This is a genomic window from Qipengyuania pacifica (assembly GCF_019711555.1).
GTDB lineage: Bacteria > Pseudomonadota > Alphaproteobacteria > Sphingomonadales > Sphingomonadaceae > Qipengyuania > Qipengyuania pacifica.
In genome coordinates, this window is sequence record NZ_JAIGNQ010000001.1 from 1 (window position 1) to 15,202 (window position 15,202).

At 62.2% G+C, this 15,202-nt stretch carries 23 protein-coding genes; 6 read left to right on the plus strand and 17 right to left on the minus strand.

Features of this window, described 5'->3' with window-relative positions; genetic code table 11:
• Window positions 1-137 precede the first annotated feature (137 nt).
• The 6 genes from yihA to K3177_RS00030 form a co-directional block, all read right to left on the minus strand.
• Window positions 138-791 (minus strand): ribosome biogenesis GTP-binding protein YihA/YsxC, encoded by a 654-nt coding sequence (gene yihA, locus K3177_RS00005; RefSeq protein ID WP_103022334.1) that lies wholly within the window; start codon window positions 789-791, stop codon window positions 138-140.
• Window positions 788-2,584, minus strand: a complete 1,797-nt coding sequence (gene yidC / locus K3177_RS00010; RefSeq protein ID WP_221596184.1) for a membrane protein insertase YidC — start codon at window positions 2,582-2,584, stop codon at window positions 788-790. The genes yihA and yidC overlap by 4 nt, the downstream gene beginning before the upstream one ends.
• Window positions 2,585-2,652: 68 nt before the next feature.
• Window positions 2,653-2,862: a membrane protein insertion efficiency factor YidD gene (gene yidD / locus K3177_RS00015; RefSeq protein WP_103022332.1), complete on the minus strand. Its 210-nt coding sequence runs from the start codon at window positions 2,860-2,862 to the stop codon at window positions 2,653-2,655.
• Complete coding sequence (rnpA, locus tag K3177_RS00020) at window positions 2,859-3,242, minus strand: ribonuclease P protein component (RefSeq protein ID WP_221596186.1); 384 nt, start codon at window positions 3,240-3,242, stop codon at window positions 2,859-2,861. The genes yidD and rnpA overlap by 4 nt, the downstream gene beginning before the upstream one ends.
• Window positions 3,243-3,329: 87 nt before the next feature.
• Window positions 3,330-3,464 carry a 50S ribosomal protein L34 gene (gene rpmH / locus K3177_RS00025; protein ID WP_057884309.1) on the minus strand — a complete coding sequence of 45 codons (135 nt, stop codon included), beginning with the start codon at window positions 3,462-3,464 and terminating at the stop codon, window positions 3,330-3,332.
• A gap of 123 nt (window positions 3,465-3,587) precedes the next feature.
• Window positions 3,588-4,478: an alpha/beta hydrolase gene (locus tag K3177_RS00030; RefSeq protein WP_221596188.1), complete on the minus strand. Its 891-nt coding sequence runs from the start codon at window positions 4,476-4,478 to the stop codon at window positions 3,588-3,590.
• A gap of 158 nt (window positions 4,479-4,636) precedes the next feature.
• Here K3177_RS00030 and K3177_RS00035 point away from each other — a divergent pair, with 158 nt between their 5' ends.
• The gene (locus tag K3177_RS00035; protein ID WP_221597400.1) at window positions 4,637-6,145 is read left to right on the plus strand and encodes a YifB family Mg chelatase-like AAA ATPase; all 1,509 of its coding nucleotides are present in this window, start codon (window positions 4,637-4,639) and stop codon (window positions 6,143-6,145) included.
• Window positions 6,146-6,179: 34 nt separating this feature from the next.
• Here K3177_RS00035 and K3177_RS00040 read toward each other — a convergent pair whose 3' ends face one another.
• Complete coding sequence (locus K3177_RS00040) at window positions 6,180-6,527, minus strand: hypothetical protein (protein ID WP_221596190.1); 348 nt, start codon at window positions 6,525-6,527, stop codon at window positions 6,180-6,182.
• Window positions 6,528-6,759: 232 nt separating this feature from the next.
• Between K3177_RS00040 and K3177_RS00045 the strand changes: the two genes are divergently transcribed.
• On the plus strand, window positions 6,760-7,557 hold the full coding sequence (locus tag K3177_RS00045; protein WP_345725327.1) for a hypothetical protein: 798 nt from the start codon (window positions 6,760-6,762) through the stop codon (window positions 7,555-7,557).
• Between the two features lie 48 nt (window positions 7,558-7,605).
• On the opposite strand, the gene K3177_RS00050 is transcribed toward K3177_RS00045, so the two are convergent.
• Entirely contained in the window at window positions 7,606-8,160 is a 555-nt protein-coding gene (locus K3177_RS00050) for a winged helix-turn-helix transcriptional regulator (RefSeq protein ID WP_221596192.1), read from the minus strand.
• Between the two features lie 183 nt (window positions 8,161-8,343).
• On the opposite strand from K3177_RS00050, the gene K3177_RS00055 reads away from it, so the two are divergent.
• Complete coding sequence (locus tag K3177_RS00055) at window positions 8,344-8,685, plus strand: DUF8200 family protein (RefSeq protein ID WP_221596194.1); 342 nt, start codon at window positions 8,344-8,346, stop codon at window positions 8,683-8,685.
• A 67-nt stretch (window positions 8,686-8,752) separates the two neighbouring features.
• On the opposite strand, the gene K3177_RS00060 is transcribed toward K3177_RS00055, so the two are convergent.
• The 9 genes from K3177_RS00060 to hisB form a co-directional block, all read right to left on the minus strand.
• On the minus strand, window positions 8,753-9,358 hold the full coding sequence (locus tag K3177_RS00060; RefSeq protein ID WP_221596196.1) for an HAD family hydrolase: 606 nt from the start codon (window positions 9,356-9,358) through the stop codon (window positions 8,753-8,755).
• A gap of 89 nt (window positions 9,359-9,447) precedes the next feature.
• On the minus strand, window positions 9,448-9,573 hold the full coding sequence (gene ykgO, locus K3177_RS00065) for a type B 50S ribosomal protein L36 (RefSeq protein ID WP_006833921.1): 126 nt from the start codon (window positions 9,571-9,573) through the stop codon (window positions 9,448-9,450).
• Between the two features lie 126 nt (window positions 9,574-9,699).
• On the minus strand, window positions 9,700-10,095 hold the full coding sequence (locus tag K3177_RS00070; RefSeq protein ID WP_221596198.1) for a histidine triad nucleotide-binding protein: 396 nt from the start codon (window positions 10,093-10,095) through the stop codon (window positions 9,700-9,702).
• Window positions 10,095-10,409, minus strand: coding sequence for a phosphoribosyl-ATP diphosphatase (locus K3177_RS00075; protein WP_221596200.1), 315 nt, complete (start codon window positions 10,407-10,409; stop codon window positions 10,095-10,097). Before K3177_RS00075 ends, K3177_RS00070 begins: the two co-directional genes overlap by 1 nt.
• A 33-nt stretch (window positions 10,410-10,442) precedes the next feature.
• The gene (locus K3177_RS00080; RefSeq protein WP_158246551.1) at window positions 10,443-10,604 is read right to left on the minus strand and encodes a hypothetical protein; all 162 of its coding nucleotides are present in this window, start codon (window positions 10,602-10,604) and stop codon (window positions 10,443-10,445) included.
• A 73-nt stretch (window positions 10,605-10,677) separates the two neighbouring features.
• Complete coding sequence (gene hisF / locus K3177_RS00085) at window positions 10,678-11,448, minus strand: imidazole glycerol phosphate synthase subunit HisF (RefSeq protein WP_221596202.1); 771 nt, start codon at window positions 11,446-11,448, stop codon at window positions 10,678-10,680.
• A gap of 10 nt (window positions 11,449-11,458) precedes the next feature.
• The gene (gene hisA / locus K3177_RS00090) at window positions 11,459-12,193 is read right to left on the minus strand and encodes a 1-(5-phosphoribosyl)-5-[(5-phosphoribosylamino)methylideneamino]imidazole-4-carboxamide isomerase (RefSeq protein WP_221596204.1); all 735 of its coding nucleotides are present in this window, start codon (window positions 12,191-12,193) and stop codon (window positions 11,459-11,461) included.
• Entirely contained in the window at window positions 12,190-12,816 is a 627-nt protein-coding gene (gene hisH, locus K3177_RS00095) for an imidazole glycerol phosphate synthase subunit HisH (protein WP_221596206.1), read from the minus strand. Before hisH ends, hisA begins: the two co-directional genes overlap by 4 nt.
• Window positions 12,809-13,402, minus strand: coding sequence for an imidazoleglycerol-phosphate dehydratase HisB (hisB, locus tag K3177_RS00100; RefSeq protein ID WP_103022688.1), 594 nt, complete (start codon window positions 13,400-13,402; stop codon window positions 12,809-12,811). Before hisB ends, hisH begins: the two co-directional genes overlap by 8 nt.
• A 114-nt stretch (window positions 13,403-13,516) precedes the next feature.
• Here hisB and K3177_RS00105 point away from each other — a divergent pair, with 114 nt between their 5' ends.
• From K3177_RS00105 to gmk, 3 genes are read left to right on the plus strand one after another with little or no spacing between them, the layout of a single operon-like run.
• Window positions 13,517-14,020, plus strand: coding sequence for an SspB family protein (locus K3177_RS00105; protein WP_103022323.1), 504 nt, complete (start codon window positions 13,517-13,519; stop codon window positions 14,018-14,020).
• Between the two features lie 32 nt (window positions 14,021-14,052).
• Entirely contained in the window at window positions 14,053-14,499 is a 447-nt protein-coding gene (locus K3177_RS00110) for a hypothetical protein (RefSeq protein ID WP_103022322.1), read from the plus strand.
• 55 nt (window positions 14,500-14,554) lie between these two features.
• Window positions 14,555-15,202: a guanylate kinase gene (gene gmk, locus K3177_RS00115; RefSeq protein ID WP_103022321.1), complete on the plus strand. Its 648-nt coding sequence runs from the start codon at window positions 14,555-14,557 to the stop codon at window positions 15,200-15,202.

Below are 15,202 nucleotides of genomic sequence, written 5' to 3' on the forward strand. Positions count from 1 at the left end.
GCAAGGTTCGCCCCGGCCGCGTGATCTTGTTTTGTAGGCATTACAGTCCGGGCTCGCCGCCGGATGTTTTCGTGTGTGCGGAAACAACTGCTTCCGGCCATCCGCGGACGCGAACAAAGGACCGGTTCCGCGGTCTGCTAGACCCCCGCATCCCCCAGCACGGCAGCGCGCAGTTCGGCGATGCCCATGCCCTTTTCCGCGCTGGTTACGTGGATGTCGGGATAGGCAGCGACATGCTTGCGCGCTTCGGCCTGCGTGGCTTCGATGATCTTGGCGAGTTCGCTCGCCTTCATCTTGTCGGCCTTGGTCAGGACGACGCGGTAACCCACTGCCGCCTCGTCGAGCATCTTCATCATTTCGCGGTCGACATCCTTGGGGCCATGGCGCCCGTCGACCAGCACGAGCGTGCGCGCGAGGACGGGCCGGCCGCGCAGATAGGTGCGGACCAGCGCCTTCCACTTTTCGACCACTTTCACCGGCGCCTTGGCAAAGCCATAGCCGGGCATGTCCACCAGGCGGAAAACGGTCGGGTCGCCGACTTCGAAGAAGTTCAGCTCCTGCGTCCGCCCGGGCGTGACGGAGGCGCGTGCGATAGCCTTGCGTCCCGTCAGCGCGTTGAGGAGCGAGCTCTTGCCCACATTGGAACGACCGCAGAAGGCGATCTCCGGCACGGTCGGTTCAGGCAGGAACTTTAGCTGCGGGGCCGAGAGGAGAAAATCCACCCGCCCCGAAAACAGCTTGTTCGCGCGCCGTTCGAGCTCGGCCCGTTCGGCAGCTTGTTCGTCGCTCATCCCCTGGCCTTCGCTTCGGCTTCGGCAGCCTTCTTTGCCTTTTCCTCGTCTATGGCAGCGCGCAGCTGCGGATGCCGTGAGTAGAGGTATTTCTGCTGCGCCACGGTAAGGATGTTCGAGGTGACCCAGTACAGCAGCAGCCCGGCTGCGAAGGGTGCCATCACGAACATCAGGATCCACGGCATGATGTTGAAAATCTGCTGCTGCATCGGATCCATAGCACTCGGATTGAGCTTGAACGTCAGCCACATGGTGAAGCCCAGCATGACAGCCAGCACGCCGACGCCGAAGACGATCATCAGGAACTGCGGCACCTGAATGCCGACGAGCGAGAGCGCATTGGCGAGGTTTGCCGGATCGGGCGCGGCCAGATCCTTGATCCAGAGGAATTCGCGGTGCCGCATCTCGATGCCGAGAACCAGAACCTTGTAGAGCGCGAAGAAGACCGGGATCTGCAACAGCATGGGCAGGCACCCGGCAACAGGGTTCACCTTCTCCTGCTTGTACAGGGCCATGATCTCCTGCTGCTGCTTCTGTTTGTCGTCCTTGTACTTTTCCTGGATGGCTTTCATCTTCGGCTGGATGGCCTTCATCTCGGCCATGCTCGCAAAGCCCTTCTGCGCGATCGGGAACATGAGCCCGCGCACGATGAAGGTCAGCGCGATGATCGCGATGCCGAAATTGCCGACGGCTTCGTAGATCGTACGCAGCAGCCACAACATCGGCTTTTCGAACCAGCGGAACCAGCCCCAGTCGATGGCGAGGCCGAATTTCTGCAGGCCCGCGTCTTCGTAACGATCGAGCACGACGCTTTCCTTCGCCCCGGCAAACAGCCGCGACGTGGTCGTCAGCGCCTGGCCTGCGGGAAGGGTCACCGCATCGTAGATCATGTCGGCACGGTAGATTTCGTTACCGAGCGCCCGGAATGTCGCGGTGGGCGCGCTGCCGGTCTGCGGCACCAGGGCCGACAGCCAGTAGATATCGGCAAAGCCCGACCAGCTCGGCCGACCGGCCGGTGTGATGGTCTGCGCTTCGTCGACATCGTCGTAATCGATGCCGTAGTCGGCCGCGTCGGCGAACACACCGATCGGTCCGGAATGCGCGATCCAGAGATCCTCGCTCGCGGTGCGGCTGGTCCGGTTGACGTAGCCATAGGGCTGGACGACCGCCGGGTTCGGCCCGGTATTGGTAACTTTCTGTTCGACCGTGAACATGTATTCGTCGTCGATCGAATAGCGGATCGACGCGCTGACGCCGTCACCCAGATCGTGCGTAAGCGTCACCGGCGTTTCGCTGGTGAGGACACGGCCATCGGCCTGCCAGACGGCATCGTCGGCAATGCGCGTGCCGTTGATGAGATAACCGAACTGCGCGAATTGCTGGGCGGGCGTCCCGTTCGGCGAGAACAGGCGTACCGGCTCGCTGTCGTTGCCTGTTCCTTCCATGTGATCCTTGAGGACCACGTCGTCGACCACGCCGCCGCGCAGATTGATCGAGCCCGCAACGCGCGGTGCATCGATGCGGATACGCTGCGGGCTGGCCAGCGCCGTCTTGAGGTCGGCTTTTTCCTGCGCCTGCAGCGCCGGATCGACGAGCCCGCCGGTGCGGGTGTGGCGCGTCGCAGCGGGCGCCTGCCCATCGGCAATGGCAGCCTGTTCGGCCGGGGTATCGGCCTTGTCCTGAACCAGAGCCTGTTCGGGCTGCGGATAGAAAAAGTCCATCGCCGAAGTCCAGCCCACAAGCAGCAGGAAGGAAAGCGCAATGGCGATGATCACGTTGCGATGGTTGTCCAAGGTCGGTCCCGTCTATGTCCGGTCGAAAATCTGAATGTGGGGCGGTGTCTTAGCCTGTCAAGACAGTGCTAGGGCACCGGGTCGTGGCCATGACCGCCCCAGGGGTGGCAGCGCATTATACGCTTCGTCGCCAACCATCCACCCTTGATCGCACCGTATTTCGTCAACGCCTCTATGGCGTACTGGCTGCAGGATGGCTGATAGCGGCAGGTGGAAGGCAGAATGAGGCTGGGCCCCAACTGCCAGAAGCGAGCAATCCAGATGAGCGGATACTTCATGCCCGGCGGCTCCGGCGGTGACGCGGCGGGCGCGGGCGGTCGCCCTTGCCTTCCGCGGCGCGGGTCAGGGCCGCGGCCAGTTCGGTGCGCAGGGCAGCGAAATCACGCTCCACACCTCCATCACGACCGATGAGGATGTGGTCATGGTCTGGCAGCCCGCCTTCCGGCAGCGCCGCCCACAGGAGTTCGCGAAAGCGCCGCTTCATCCGGTTGCGGACCACGGCGTTACCGATCTTCTTGGTCACCGTTATGCCGTACCGCATGCCCTTCCCGCCATTGGGATTGGCCAGCAGCACGAAACCCGGGCGCGCAACGCGCAACCCCCGATTCGCAGCGAGGAAGTCGCTGCGCTTGCCGATCACGGAAAGAGATGGATGCATGGAAGCCAGATACGCGAACGGGCCCCCGAATGGGAGCCCGCCAGCATTTCGGTGATTGTCGCCACGCCTGAGGCGCAGCGGCTCATATCACGCGCAGAGCTTCTTGCGGCCGCGGGCGCGGCGAGCGCGGAGAACCTTGCGGCCACCCGGAGTAGCCTTGCGAGCGAAGAAACCGTGGCGGCGTGCACGCACGAGGTTCGAGGGCTGGAATGTCCGCTTCATCGGATCGTCCTTACAAAAGAATTTCGTTCAGTTTCGGCACGTACGAATCGCGCCAAGAAAAAGGGCCGCTGCTGCCAGCGACCGCCTACAGGGCCGCGCGATTAGGCGAAGCCCGCCTTGTCGTCAAGAGAAAGTAACGTCGGAATAGGCCAGATTCGGGGCCGGTTGCACCGGCTTTGACTGCGCGCGCACCTTGGCAGGCTGCGGGTGCGCAGTCCAGCGGCGCATGTCGCCGGCACCAAGCCACAAGGCGCCGTGATGCGGTACGGAATTGGTAAAATCGTAAAAGGCACGGGCCTGATCGCTGCTCATGCCCATCTCGCGATAGTATTCGAGATACTGTCGGTTTTCCGGTGAATCGATCGAAAAATCACCCGCCTCGCGGCCATAGGGATCCATCCAGCTATGCACTGCGAATTCGGCCCCCTGGCTTATGTCCCGCTGAATGCCGGCGAAGAAAAGCTCGACCGCGCCCGACCGTACCGACCCGATGGCCGGAACATGCGTTACCAGCCTCGCAGCGCGAATCATGCGCCCCAAGCTGAGATTTGCGCGATCGTCCTGGGTGCCCGGACATTCAACCAGGTCGAGCTGGCGTAGACGGGGGAAATCCCTCAACATCGCGCGAAACTGGCCGGGCGTGGAAGCATCGGTTTCACCGATCATGGCCACCCGCCTGTCGTCGAGTACGAGGAACGGCCCATATTGTGCGATGCCGTTGCGATAACTGCGGAAACGGCGGTCGACGAATGCGGGCGGTGTCCAGGCGGGCAAGGCCGCAGCCTCATAGGCTTGCGGGCGGATCGCAGCGAACTGCAGGGGTTCTGCATGTTGCTGGGCCATCGGTCGGGCTGCCCCGGTCGAAGCGATCGCCTGCCCCTGATGTGTCTTTTGGATGGAGGGCATCGACACATACACCACTGGCAGATTGACCAGCGCCAGCGACTGCGCGGAAATCGGCGATGCGATCAGAGCGCCGAGGGCGGACAACAGGAGCGCAGCAAAGCGAAACATGTCGCATGCGTGCAGCAAGGCAAGTTTCCAGCTTGCCAATGCATATGCCTAAAGTGTTGTTAGGCATGATTCTTCGCCGTGGTTCTGAACCCGCTTTCCGCTCGACATTCGTCTGGCTTGCCGTCATCACACGGGCGAATTCGGGGTGGGGGTTAACTCTGGTCGCACTAGTAAAAACGGTCGCTTATCTAGGGTTGGAAGCGCGCAGCGTAGAGGTGCAATGCTCCGTCGCGCCGGGCTTGCCCAAGTTCAATATCGTCGGGCTGGCGGACAAGGCCGTCGGTGAAAGCAAGGAACGCGTTCGCGCCGCGCTGTCGAGCATGGGGCTTGCCCTGCCGCCCAAGCGAATCACCATAAATCTGTCCCCGGCCGACCTGCCGAAGGAAGGATCGCATTACGATCTTCCCATTGCACTCGCCCTGCTTGCCGCAATGGGGGTCACGGATGCGGAACAGTTGGGCGACTGGATCGCGGTAGGGGAACTGGCGCTCGACGCGCGAATCGTACCCTCGCCGGGCGTCCTGCTCGCGGCCATCCATGCGAGCGAGCAGGAAATCGGACTTATCTGCCCCCGGGCTCAGGGGTCGGAAGCACGCTGGGCGAGCGAAGTCCCGGTGTGCGCGGCCCCCGATCTCGCCAGTCTGCTCAATCATCTGAAGGGAACCCAGCGCCTGCCCGATCCGGAGCCGGGCGTGGTCGAAAGCGAACCGGCCGGTAGCGATCTCAAGCAGGTCAAAGGGCAGGAAACTGCAAAGCGCGCGCTGGAAATCGCTGCGGCAGGCGGACACAATTTGCTGATGATCGGGCCGCCCGGCGCGGGCAAGAGCCTTTTGGCCAGCTGCCTTCCCGGCATTCTCCCTCCACTTTCCCCGCCGGAAGCACTGGAGGTCAGCATGGTGCAGTCCGTGGCCGGAACGCTGGAAGAAGGGCGTATCAGCCGCACCCGTCCGTTCCGCGCGCCGCACCATTCGGCGAGCATGGCAGCGCTCACTGGCGGAGGGTTGCGGGTCAAGCCAGGCGAGGTCAGCCTCGCGCATCTAGGCGTCCTGTTCCTCGATGAATTGCCGGAATTCCAGCGTGCCGTGCTCGATTCGCTGCGACAGCCGCTCGAGACGGGCAGGGTCGATGTTGCGCGCGCCAATGCCCACGTGTCCTTCCCCGCCAACGTCCAGCTCGTCGCGGCCATGAACCCATGTCGCTGCGGCCATCTGGGCGACGCCGCGCTGGCCTGTAGCCGAGCGCCGCGCTGTGCCGCCGATTATCAGAGCAAGGTTTCCGGCCCCATGCTCGACAGGATCGATCTGCATGTCGAGGTCGATCCGGTCAGCGCCGCCGACCTTGCCCTTCCGCCCCCGGCAGAGGGGAGCGCACAAGTTGCCGCGCGCGTGTCACAGGCGCGACAGCGGCAGACAGCGCGGTTCGATGCGACGAAGGCCCGGACCAATGCGGATCTCGAAGGGGACGCGCTGGAACGTTTTGCCACACCTGACGAGGCCGGGCGTCAACTACTTATGCAGGCGGCAACAGCCATGCGCCTGTCGGCACGCAGCTATACGCGCATGCTTCGCGTGGCGCGTACCATCGCCGATCTCGCCGGTGCAGAGGAAGTCGGCCGAATCCATGTTGCTGAGGCGCTCAGTTATCGCAGACAGGCGCCCAGAGCCTGATGGCTCTAGGCCGCAGCGCCATGACTCGTGGCGATCAATCCTCGCTCATGTCGAGGTTGAGCCTGACCGTTTCGTGTTCGTAATCCCCTTCGAATTTCTTGAGGAAATCCTCGATCGGCATCTGCTGACCGCGATCCACCAACGGGTTCGCCTGCGACATTTCGATCGCCTTCAGTTCTTCCGGGGTCATGCGGACATGAATGTACGGCACCCATATTTCGCCGAATTCGGCCTGTTGATACCAGACATCGAGAATGTCGTAGGACGCCCATTGCCCATTCGGCTCTTTCAGTCGGATGCCTTCGCCAATGCGCGGGACACACATCGCCTTGATACGATGCACGTCCTGGTGCGTTTCATTCTGAACTTCGATTTCGATCACAATGGCCCGTCCGCGCTGCAGGGTTGGATTCGCGAAATGCCATTTTGTGACGGCGACGTGTTGAGATCGTTTTAACGATGACGTCACGGTGGCACTGAGCGGTGATATTCACACGCCCCTATGCTTTTCTTGTAACTGCGCATCGTTTGGCCCATGCGGAAATACGTGGGGTAGGCATGAATTGTCGGCTTGCGCCGGCCAGAGGCACAGACGTCAGAACGCCGCAGTATCCGTGACAGAACGCACCACCCCGATCGATTCGCTGCGGCGACGCTATGACGAGCTACGTCCCGAACTGCGCCAGCGGTTGCCCGCGCTGGCGCTGGCACTGGCGCTGGAAGCCCTGTTGGTTCTTATACTGCTTTCACTTGGATCGGTGAAAGAACAGGCAGGCCAGGTTCGCGACACGCTGGTTGCTTTCACGTCCGCCTCCGATGAGGCAGACCAGCCTGACGAAGCCCCGGCACCCTCTGCCGCCGCGCCGGCACCATCGCCGCAACAGCGCACTGCTGAAGAGCCACCCCAGGACGAAACGACACCGCAGCCGCCCGTTTCGCAGCCAGTGCCAGCACCCAGACCGATCCTGCGGAACGATTTCTCGCTCCAAGAGACGCCGAGACAGGCGCCGCCCGCTTCCCCGGCGCAGGGTCCGCCGGCACCGGCCTATGGGCCGCCAGACACTCCCGCTCCCGGGGACACCCCCCGTATCGCCGGCAGCGGGCCCAATGGCGAACCGCTATATGCCGCTCGCTGGTACAGGCGACCGTATGATGACGAACTGGCCGGTTATCTTTCTACTGCCCAGGGCCCCGGCTGGGGTCTGATAGACTGCAGGACCGCGCCCGACTTCCGCGTGGAGGATTGCGTCATCGTCGGCGAATCGCCTCAGGGCTCGGGCATTGGCCGCGCGGTCCAGGCGGCGGCATGGCAATTCAAGGTCCGCCCACCGCAGAAAGGCGGTCGCCCCATGGTGGGCGAATGGGTGCGGATAAGGATCGATTACGGAATCAGGGGCGCTGCAGCGCGATAGACCACTGTGGGCAAAGGCACCTCGCCCGATTGTGCGAATAGATACTGCTCAAGCAGCGTTCTTGGTTTTCTGCCCGCCGGTAAATTGTACGACGTCGCCCCGATCGATCGGCTCGCCGCCCTCGGCTTTTGATCCATCCGCACGAATTCCGAGATTGTTCCGTTCGACGAGGTGAAGGTCTGCCGGGCCGAGAATGCGGCCATCGTGACTGAGGATCGACGTCGGCCCGATCGGCAACCGGTCGCGTTCGTCGACCAGCACGGGGTTTTCGACCACCTCTGCGCCGTATTTCTGCCCCCACTGGCGCAGAGCCACCATGGCCGGGAGCAGGTCCAGCCCTTTTTCGGTCAGGCGATATTCGATTTTTCGCTTGTCGTCGGCACAGGGGTCCCGCTTGAGAATTCCGTTTTCGACCAGCTTGGCGAGACGGTTGGACAGGATATTGCGGGCGATGCCCAGTTCAGTGAGAAATTCTTCGAAGTGGTGCAGTCCGTTGAAGCTCGCGCGAAGGATCATGAACGACCATCGTTCACCCATCGCCTCCAACGCCTGTGGCAGGCCACATTCGGTCAGTTCACGCAGCGGTTCGCGGATCTCGCCCATAATTTCAGTCCTTTTCCAGAAACCTATCTAGCGCAAAAAACCATTTTGCCAAATTCTTCAAATTTAGGTTGCATTACGAAACCTATGTCGCTATCCGGTCTTTCAGGATAAGTTGCGAATTGCAACCTAGTTGCAACAACAGCAATCTCCGTTGAAAAATTTGCAATTAGAAAGGGACTTCTCATGGCCACTCTCTCACGATCAACCAATGTCGGCGCGCTTGCGGCCGCGTTCGCTTACACCACGCTCACCTTCGGTGCCGCCATCGCCCCGTCCAGCGCGGAAGCAAAATCCGGCTCCATGTTCTACACCGTCGAACTGGCACAACCGGTGACCAAGACATCGACCACTATCGCCGGCGGCGTGGCCTGGGCCTGCAAGGGCACCACATGTGTCGCACAGAAAAGCAACTCGCGCCCGCTGCGCGTCTGCCGCGAACTGCAGCGCGAACATGGCCAGATCACATCCTTCACTGCCAAGGATGAAGCGCTGGATGCCGACAATCTTGCCAAGTGCAACGCATGATCCAGTCGATCCCCACCTCTCTCCATCGGGTGGCAACTCGGGACCCCGGCTCAGGCCGGGGTCTTTTTCATATCAGCCCCCGCCTCTCGAGATCAGCCTCCAGTCGAGGCGCATCGACGAAATGATGCACCTGCCAGCCGCAGTTCGCCGCACCTTCGATATTGGCGTGATTGTCGTCGATGAAGAGCATCGCTTCTGCCGGATAGCCGAACCGCGTCTCGGCAAGATCGAAGATTGCCGCGTCGGGCTTGGCCAGCTTTTCCGTACCAGACACCACGATATCGCGAAACGTATCGAATATGGGTGCCGTGGGCCTGAAGCCCGCCCAGAATTCATGTCCGAAATTGGTGATCGCGAATAGCGGCACACCGCGTCTGTCGAGCCGATCCACCAGCGCATGGCTGCCGGGCACCGGCCCCGGAATGGTCTCGTTGAAACGCGCGGCATAAGCACGGATTTCCGGTTCGAAATCGGGGAACTGCGCGATCCGTTCCGGCACCATTTCCGACAGAGGTTTCCCCTGATCGTGCTGGAAATGCCATTCCTCGGTCACGACGTCATCGAGCAGTGTCTGTAAACGCACCGGATCATCGACGATCTTCTCGAACAGCTGGGCGAGACGCCATTGATAGAGCACTCGCCCCACATCGAACACGACCGCTTCGACCTGCATCACGCCACCTCAAACACGAACGGCCCGCACTCCTCGTCGGAGCCGGGCCGGTCGAACAACGCATCCGCCCTTATCGGGCGGAGCCGCAATTAGCCCTGGCGGGCCTTGAAACGGCGGTTGGTCTTATTGATAACATAGGTGCGCCCACGGCGGCGGATCACGCGGCAATCGCGATGACGGCTCTTGAGCGACTTGAGGCTGTTGCGGATCTTCATGATGTCTCTCGTGAAATAAATGCGCGCCGGAGATGGTGCTCCGACGCGCCGAAATCAAGCGGCCCGTTAACCGGCCCCAGGGATTCGGTCAACCTCTTTCCGGCTTCGCCGCAGGACCGGGTCGACTTACTTGCCCGCCCCGCGTCCCCTCGCAATCATCGGCCCCAGCGGCTCGCCGCCGAAGAGATGGACATGCAGATGCGGGACCTCCTGGCCCCCGTGCGCGCCGATATTCGCCATCATGCGATAACCGGGCTCCACCAGCCCGAGATCGCGGGCGACCTTGCCGACAGCGCGGACGAAACCGGCGATCTCGTCCGGCCCCGCCTTTGCGCTGAAATCGTCCCAGCTGACATATCGCCCCTTGGGAATGACCAGCACATGGACCTGCGCCTGCGCATTGATATCTTCGAAGGCGTAAGCCCACTCGTCCTCGTAGACCTTGTTCGATGGTATCTCGCCCCGCAAGATCTTGGCGAAGATATTGTCGTCGTCATACGGCTGGGTCGGATCGATCGGCATTACGCGCTCCTGCTGGCTTTTTCCTCGATACCCGAAACGCCCTCGCGCCGGTCGAGTTCGGCCAGAACATCGGCAAGCGGAACGTCGCGCGCATTCAGGGCGACAATCAGGTGGAAGAGAATATCGGCTGCTTCGCCGACCAGTTCCTCACCGCTTCCCGAAAGGACTGCAACCGCGGCTTCGACGCCTTCCTCGCCCAGCTTGCGGGCGATCTGCGGCAGGCCCTTGGCATGGAGGCTCGCGACATAGCTCTGGGACGGATCGGCCGTACGTCGCTGCGCGATCGTCTGTTCGAGGCGGGATAGCGTTTCCATGACCCGCGCTATGCACGGACCGCCCTTACAGCGTCAATCCGGGTTACGTCCCAGCAGGAAACGCCCGACCACCACACCGGCTAGCCCGATCAGAACTAGTACCATGGCACTGGGTTCGACCATTTGCATGTGCATGGCAGTGGAGCCTCCGATATTCGCAATTTGCGCAGCAAGCGAGACGAACTGGAGGGTCATGGGGCGCCCTTACCACCTTCTTTGCCTGGCGCCTGCAATCAAGTCGCGTCGTCCCGCCACGGGACGAAACCCGCTAACCGCGCGCTGGCAACCCAGCCGCGCGCAAGGCAACATGCGCTTCTGCGATGGTATGTTCCCCGAAATGAAAGATCGAGGCGGCGAGAACGGCACTGGCGTGGCCGCGCGTCACGCCTTCCACCAGATGCTCTAGCGTGCCGACGCCTCCGCTGGCGATCACCGGCACGGAAACCGAATCCGCGATCGCCCTTGTCAGTTCGACATCGTATCCCTGCTTGGTGCCATCGCCGTCCATCGATGTGACCAGCAATTCCCCCGCACCCAGTTCCGCGAGCGTGACCGCGTGTTCGATGGCATCGATACCGGTCGGCTTGCGTCCGCCATGGGTGAATATCTCCCAGCCGCGCACCGAACCGCTCGTAGCGGCGCGGGCATCGACACTGGCAACCACGCACTGGCTGCCGAACTTCTCGGCAATCTCCCGCACCAGTTCAGGGCGGGATACGGCAGCCGAATTGACGGCGACCTTGTCGGCACCGGCCAGCAGCAATGCGCGGGCATCCTCGACGCTGCGCACGCCGCCTCCGACGGTCAGCGGCATGAAACAGACCTCCGCCGTGCGGCGTACCATGTCGAGCAGCGTGCCGCGTCCTTCATGACTGGCAGAAATGTCGAGAAAACAGAGTTCGTCGGCGCCTGCCCGGTCATAGGCCTGGGCCTGTTCTACCGGATCGCCCGCATCCTTGAGATCGACGAAATTGACGCCCTTCACCACGCGCCCGTCGCGCACATCGAGACAGGGGATGACGCGAACCCTCACGGTCATGGCAAAACCCTCACCCTAATTGCCTTGCTGCCATGGCGAGCGCTGCAGCAAGGTCCAGGCGCCCGTCGTAGAGCGCCCGGCCGGTGATGACCCCTTCGATGCCTTCATTGGCGTAGAGCGAAAGGACATGGATGTCGTCGAGCCCCTTCACGCCGCCGCTGGCGATGACCGGGATATCGACGCGCCTCGCGAGATCGACGGTCGCGTCGATGTTCACGCCCTTAAGCAGACCATCGCGCCCGATGTCGGTGAACAGCAGGCTGGCAACGCCCGCGTCTTCGAACCGGCGCGCCATGTCGACAATCGACACATCGGAAACTTCGGCCCAGCCATCGGTCGCGACCATGCCGTCGCGCGCATCGACCGCTACGACTATGCCGCCTTCGTATTCGCGGGCCATGTCCTTGACGAACTGCGGATCTTTCAGCGCCGCGGTCCCGATCACGATGCGCGCAACGCCCGCCTCGAACCAGCCTTCGACATCGGCTGGCGTGCGAATGCCGCCGCCCAATTGCACATAACCCGGAAATGCCGCGACGATCGCCTCCACCGCTTCGCGGTTCTGCGCCGAACCCGCGAACGAGCCGTCCAGATCGACGACATGCAGATGGCCTGCCCCGGCCGCGTCGAAAAGCCTGGCCTGCGCGGCCGGATCATCGCCATAGACTGTCGCGCGGTCCATATCGCCTTCGGCAAGGCGGACGACTTCGCCGCCCTTCAGGTCGATTGCAGGGAAAACGATCACGGCTTCCACTCCAGAAACTTGCTCAGCAGGTCCAGCCCGTAGGCCTGGCTCTTTTCGGGATGGAACTGCACGCCGACCACATTGTCGCGGCCCACTGCCGCCACCAGCCCGCCGCCATGATCGCTCATCGCCAGCACATCTTCGCGGTAACGCGCCTTGAAGTGGTAGGAATGCAGGAAATAGGCTTCGCCTTCGGCGACGACTTCGTGCCTTCGTGCATGCGGCAGGGGTGCCACATCGTTCCAGCCCATATGCGGCACCTTTACGCTGGTATCGATCGGTTCGATCAGACGAACGGTCCCGTCGATCCAGCCAAGACCTGGCGTCTCGCCGTGTTCCAGCCCCCGCGCGGCGAGCAACTGCATGCCGACGCAAATGCCCAGGAAGGGCGCCCCGCCGACGAAGACACGTTCGTGCATCGCCTCGATCACGCCCTGTTCGGCCCGCAGTCCTTCGGCGCAGGCCCGGAACGACCCGACGCCCGGCAGAACAATACGGTCTGCCGCGCGCAGCACGTCCGGGTCGGCCGAAACCTTTACCGTCGCGCCGACCTTGCGGAGCGCGTTCTCGACCGAGTGCAGATTGCCCGCGCCGTAATCAACGAGGGCGACTATCTCAGCCACCCAACTGCCCCTTCGTGCTCGGGATCGTGCCGCCCTTGCGCGGATCGACTTCGACCGCAGCCCGCATAGCACGGGCAAAGCCCTTGTAGATCGCCTCGCAGATATGGTGGTTGTTGGTGCCGTATAGCAGTTCGACATGCAGCGTCAGGCCGCAGGTCTGCGCGACCGAATGGAACCAGTGCTCGATCAGCTCGGTGTCCCACTCGCCCAGCTTTTCCTGGCTGAAGCCTGCGCGCCACACGAGGTAGGGTCGCCCGGAAATGTCGAGCGCTACCCGGGCCAGCGTTTCGTCCATGGGCGAATAGGCACTTCCATAACGCGCGATGCCGCCTTTATCGCCCAGAGCGGCGGACAGTGCCTGGCCGAGCGCCAATGCGCTGTCCTCGGTCGTATGATGCTGGTCGACATGCAGGTCGCCTTCGACCTTCAGGGTCACGTCGATCAGCGAATGTTTCGCAAATTGTTCGACCATGTGGTCGAGGAAACCGATGCCCGTTGCGACGTCGTAGCTTCCTGTGCCGTCGAGATTGACGTCCACAAGAATATTGGTTTCCGCAGTGTTACGCTCGATACGGCCTGTACGCATGGGAGCCGCGCTAGAGCGGTGGCGGGCGGGGCGCAAGAAATTGCGCATATCGGCAGGGTAAAGGCGCGCTTAAAGCGCTTGACCCATGACGCGCCTCGCTCCACCTAGCAGCGCATGAGCGAAGAGACGCCCGACAGCCTGATCCCTTACGATTCCATCGTCCAGGAAGCCTTGCGCGCCGTCGTCGGGCGCGTGCTGAGTGAAATCGAAGATGGCGGCGGCGAACTTCCCGGCGCCCATCATTTTTACATCACCTTCAAGACACACGCTCCGGGCGTATCCATCCCGGCCAGCCTGCGCGAACGGTTCCCTGACGAAATGACGATCGTGCTCCAGAACAAATTCTGGAACCTCAATGTCCGGGAAGACGGTTTTGCCGTCGGCCTGTCGTTCAATCAGGTGCCGGCAGAACTGGACATTCCTTACGCGGCTATCACGCAGTTCGTCGATCCTGCCGTGGACTTCGGGCTCCAGTTTCAGGCCACTGTCAACGACATGGCCCCCGCTCCAACCGAACATCCAGACAATGACGGTACGGAACAGGCCGCAGAGGAAGGCGTTAAGGGAGCAGACGACGGTTCGAATGTCGTCACGGTCGATTTCGGCCGCAAGAAGTAGGCGCCGGGCCTTCCCGGCAAGCGGGGCAGGACATGGCGAAACGCCGGAAAAACAGGCAGGACAAACCAGATCACATCACTGACATGGTCGGTGAACCCATCAGTGCCCCCGATCGCGCCGCGAGGCATCGGCACGTGGTCGCCGGGCCCAGCACGAACCCCGCCACCAATCTCATCATTCATGACATTGCGCTGCGCAGTGCCGGGCGCCTGTCGCGGATGGCGGTTGAGAAAGCCGTCCTTGGCAAACAGTACGGCACGAAGTTTGCCAAGGAAGCGGTCGAAAACCGCTCCATGTTGCAAACGCTGGCGGCTTACGGCGTGACCAAAGTCGCTACCCGTTCTGTTCCGGGGGCCCTGGTGGTGGGCACCGGCCTTGCCCTGAAAGTGCTGTTCGACCGCAGTCAGTCGAAACGCAAGGCCCGCAGAGAAGGCGACCGGTCCTTGCGCAGGCAGGCCGGGCGCGACGACAAGAACTGAAACTTATCCGTCGGCAGGACTTGATTCGCCTGTGCCTCATGCGCCAACAGCGCGCATGACCGATTCCACGATTTCGCACGACAAACTGGCCCGGCGGGGTCTGCTCTTCATCCTCTCATCGCCCAGCGGTGCAGGCAAGACGACGATCAGCCGTATGCTGCTGGGCGCCGACGAAGAGATCAAACTGTCGGTCAGCGCGACTACGCGCCCTCCCCGTCCGGGCGAAATCGACGGGGTGCATTATTATTTCGTCGATGACGCCGAGTTCGACCGCATGGTCGAGGAAGACGATTTCTACGAATGGGCGCCTGTGTTCGGCCATCGCTACGGAACGCCCAAGGGGCGGATCCGCGGCGCGCTCAAGGAAGGCCAGGACTTTCTTTTTGACATCGACTGGCAGGGTACGCAGCAGCTCTACCAGAAGGATCAGCAGGACGTCGTCCGCGTGTTTATCCTCCCGCCAAGCATCGCCGAACTGGAACGGCGGCTGCGCAGCCGGGGTACCGATGCCGATGATGTGATCGCCGCCCGCATGGAACGTGCGCGCGCGGAAATCAGCCACTGGGATGCTTACGACTACGTCGTCATCAATGAAAATGTGAACGCGTGTTTTGCGAAAGTGCGCGAAATTCTCGATGCCGAACGCATGAAGCGCCAGCGCCAGACCGGGCTGATCCCGTTCGTTCGCGAACTCATGAACTAG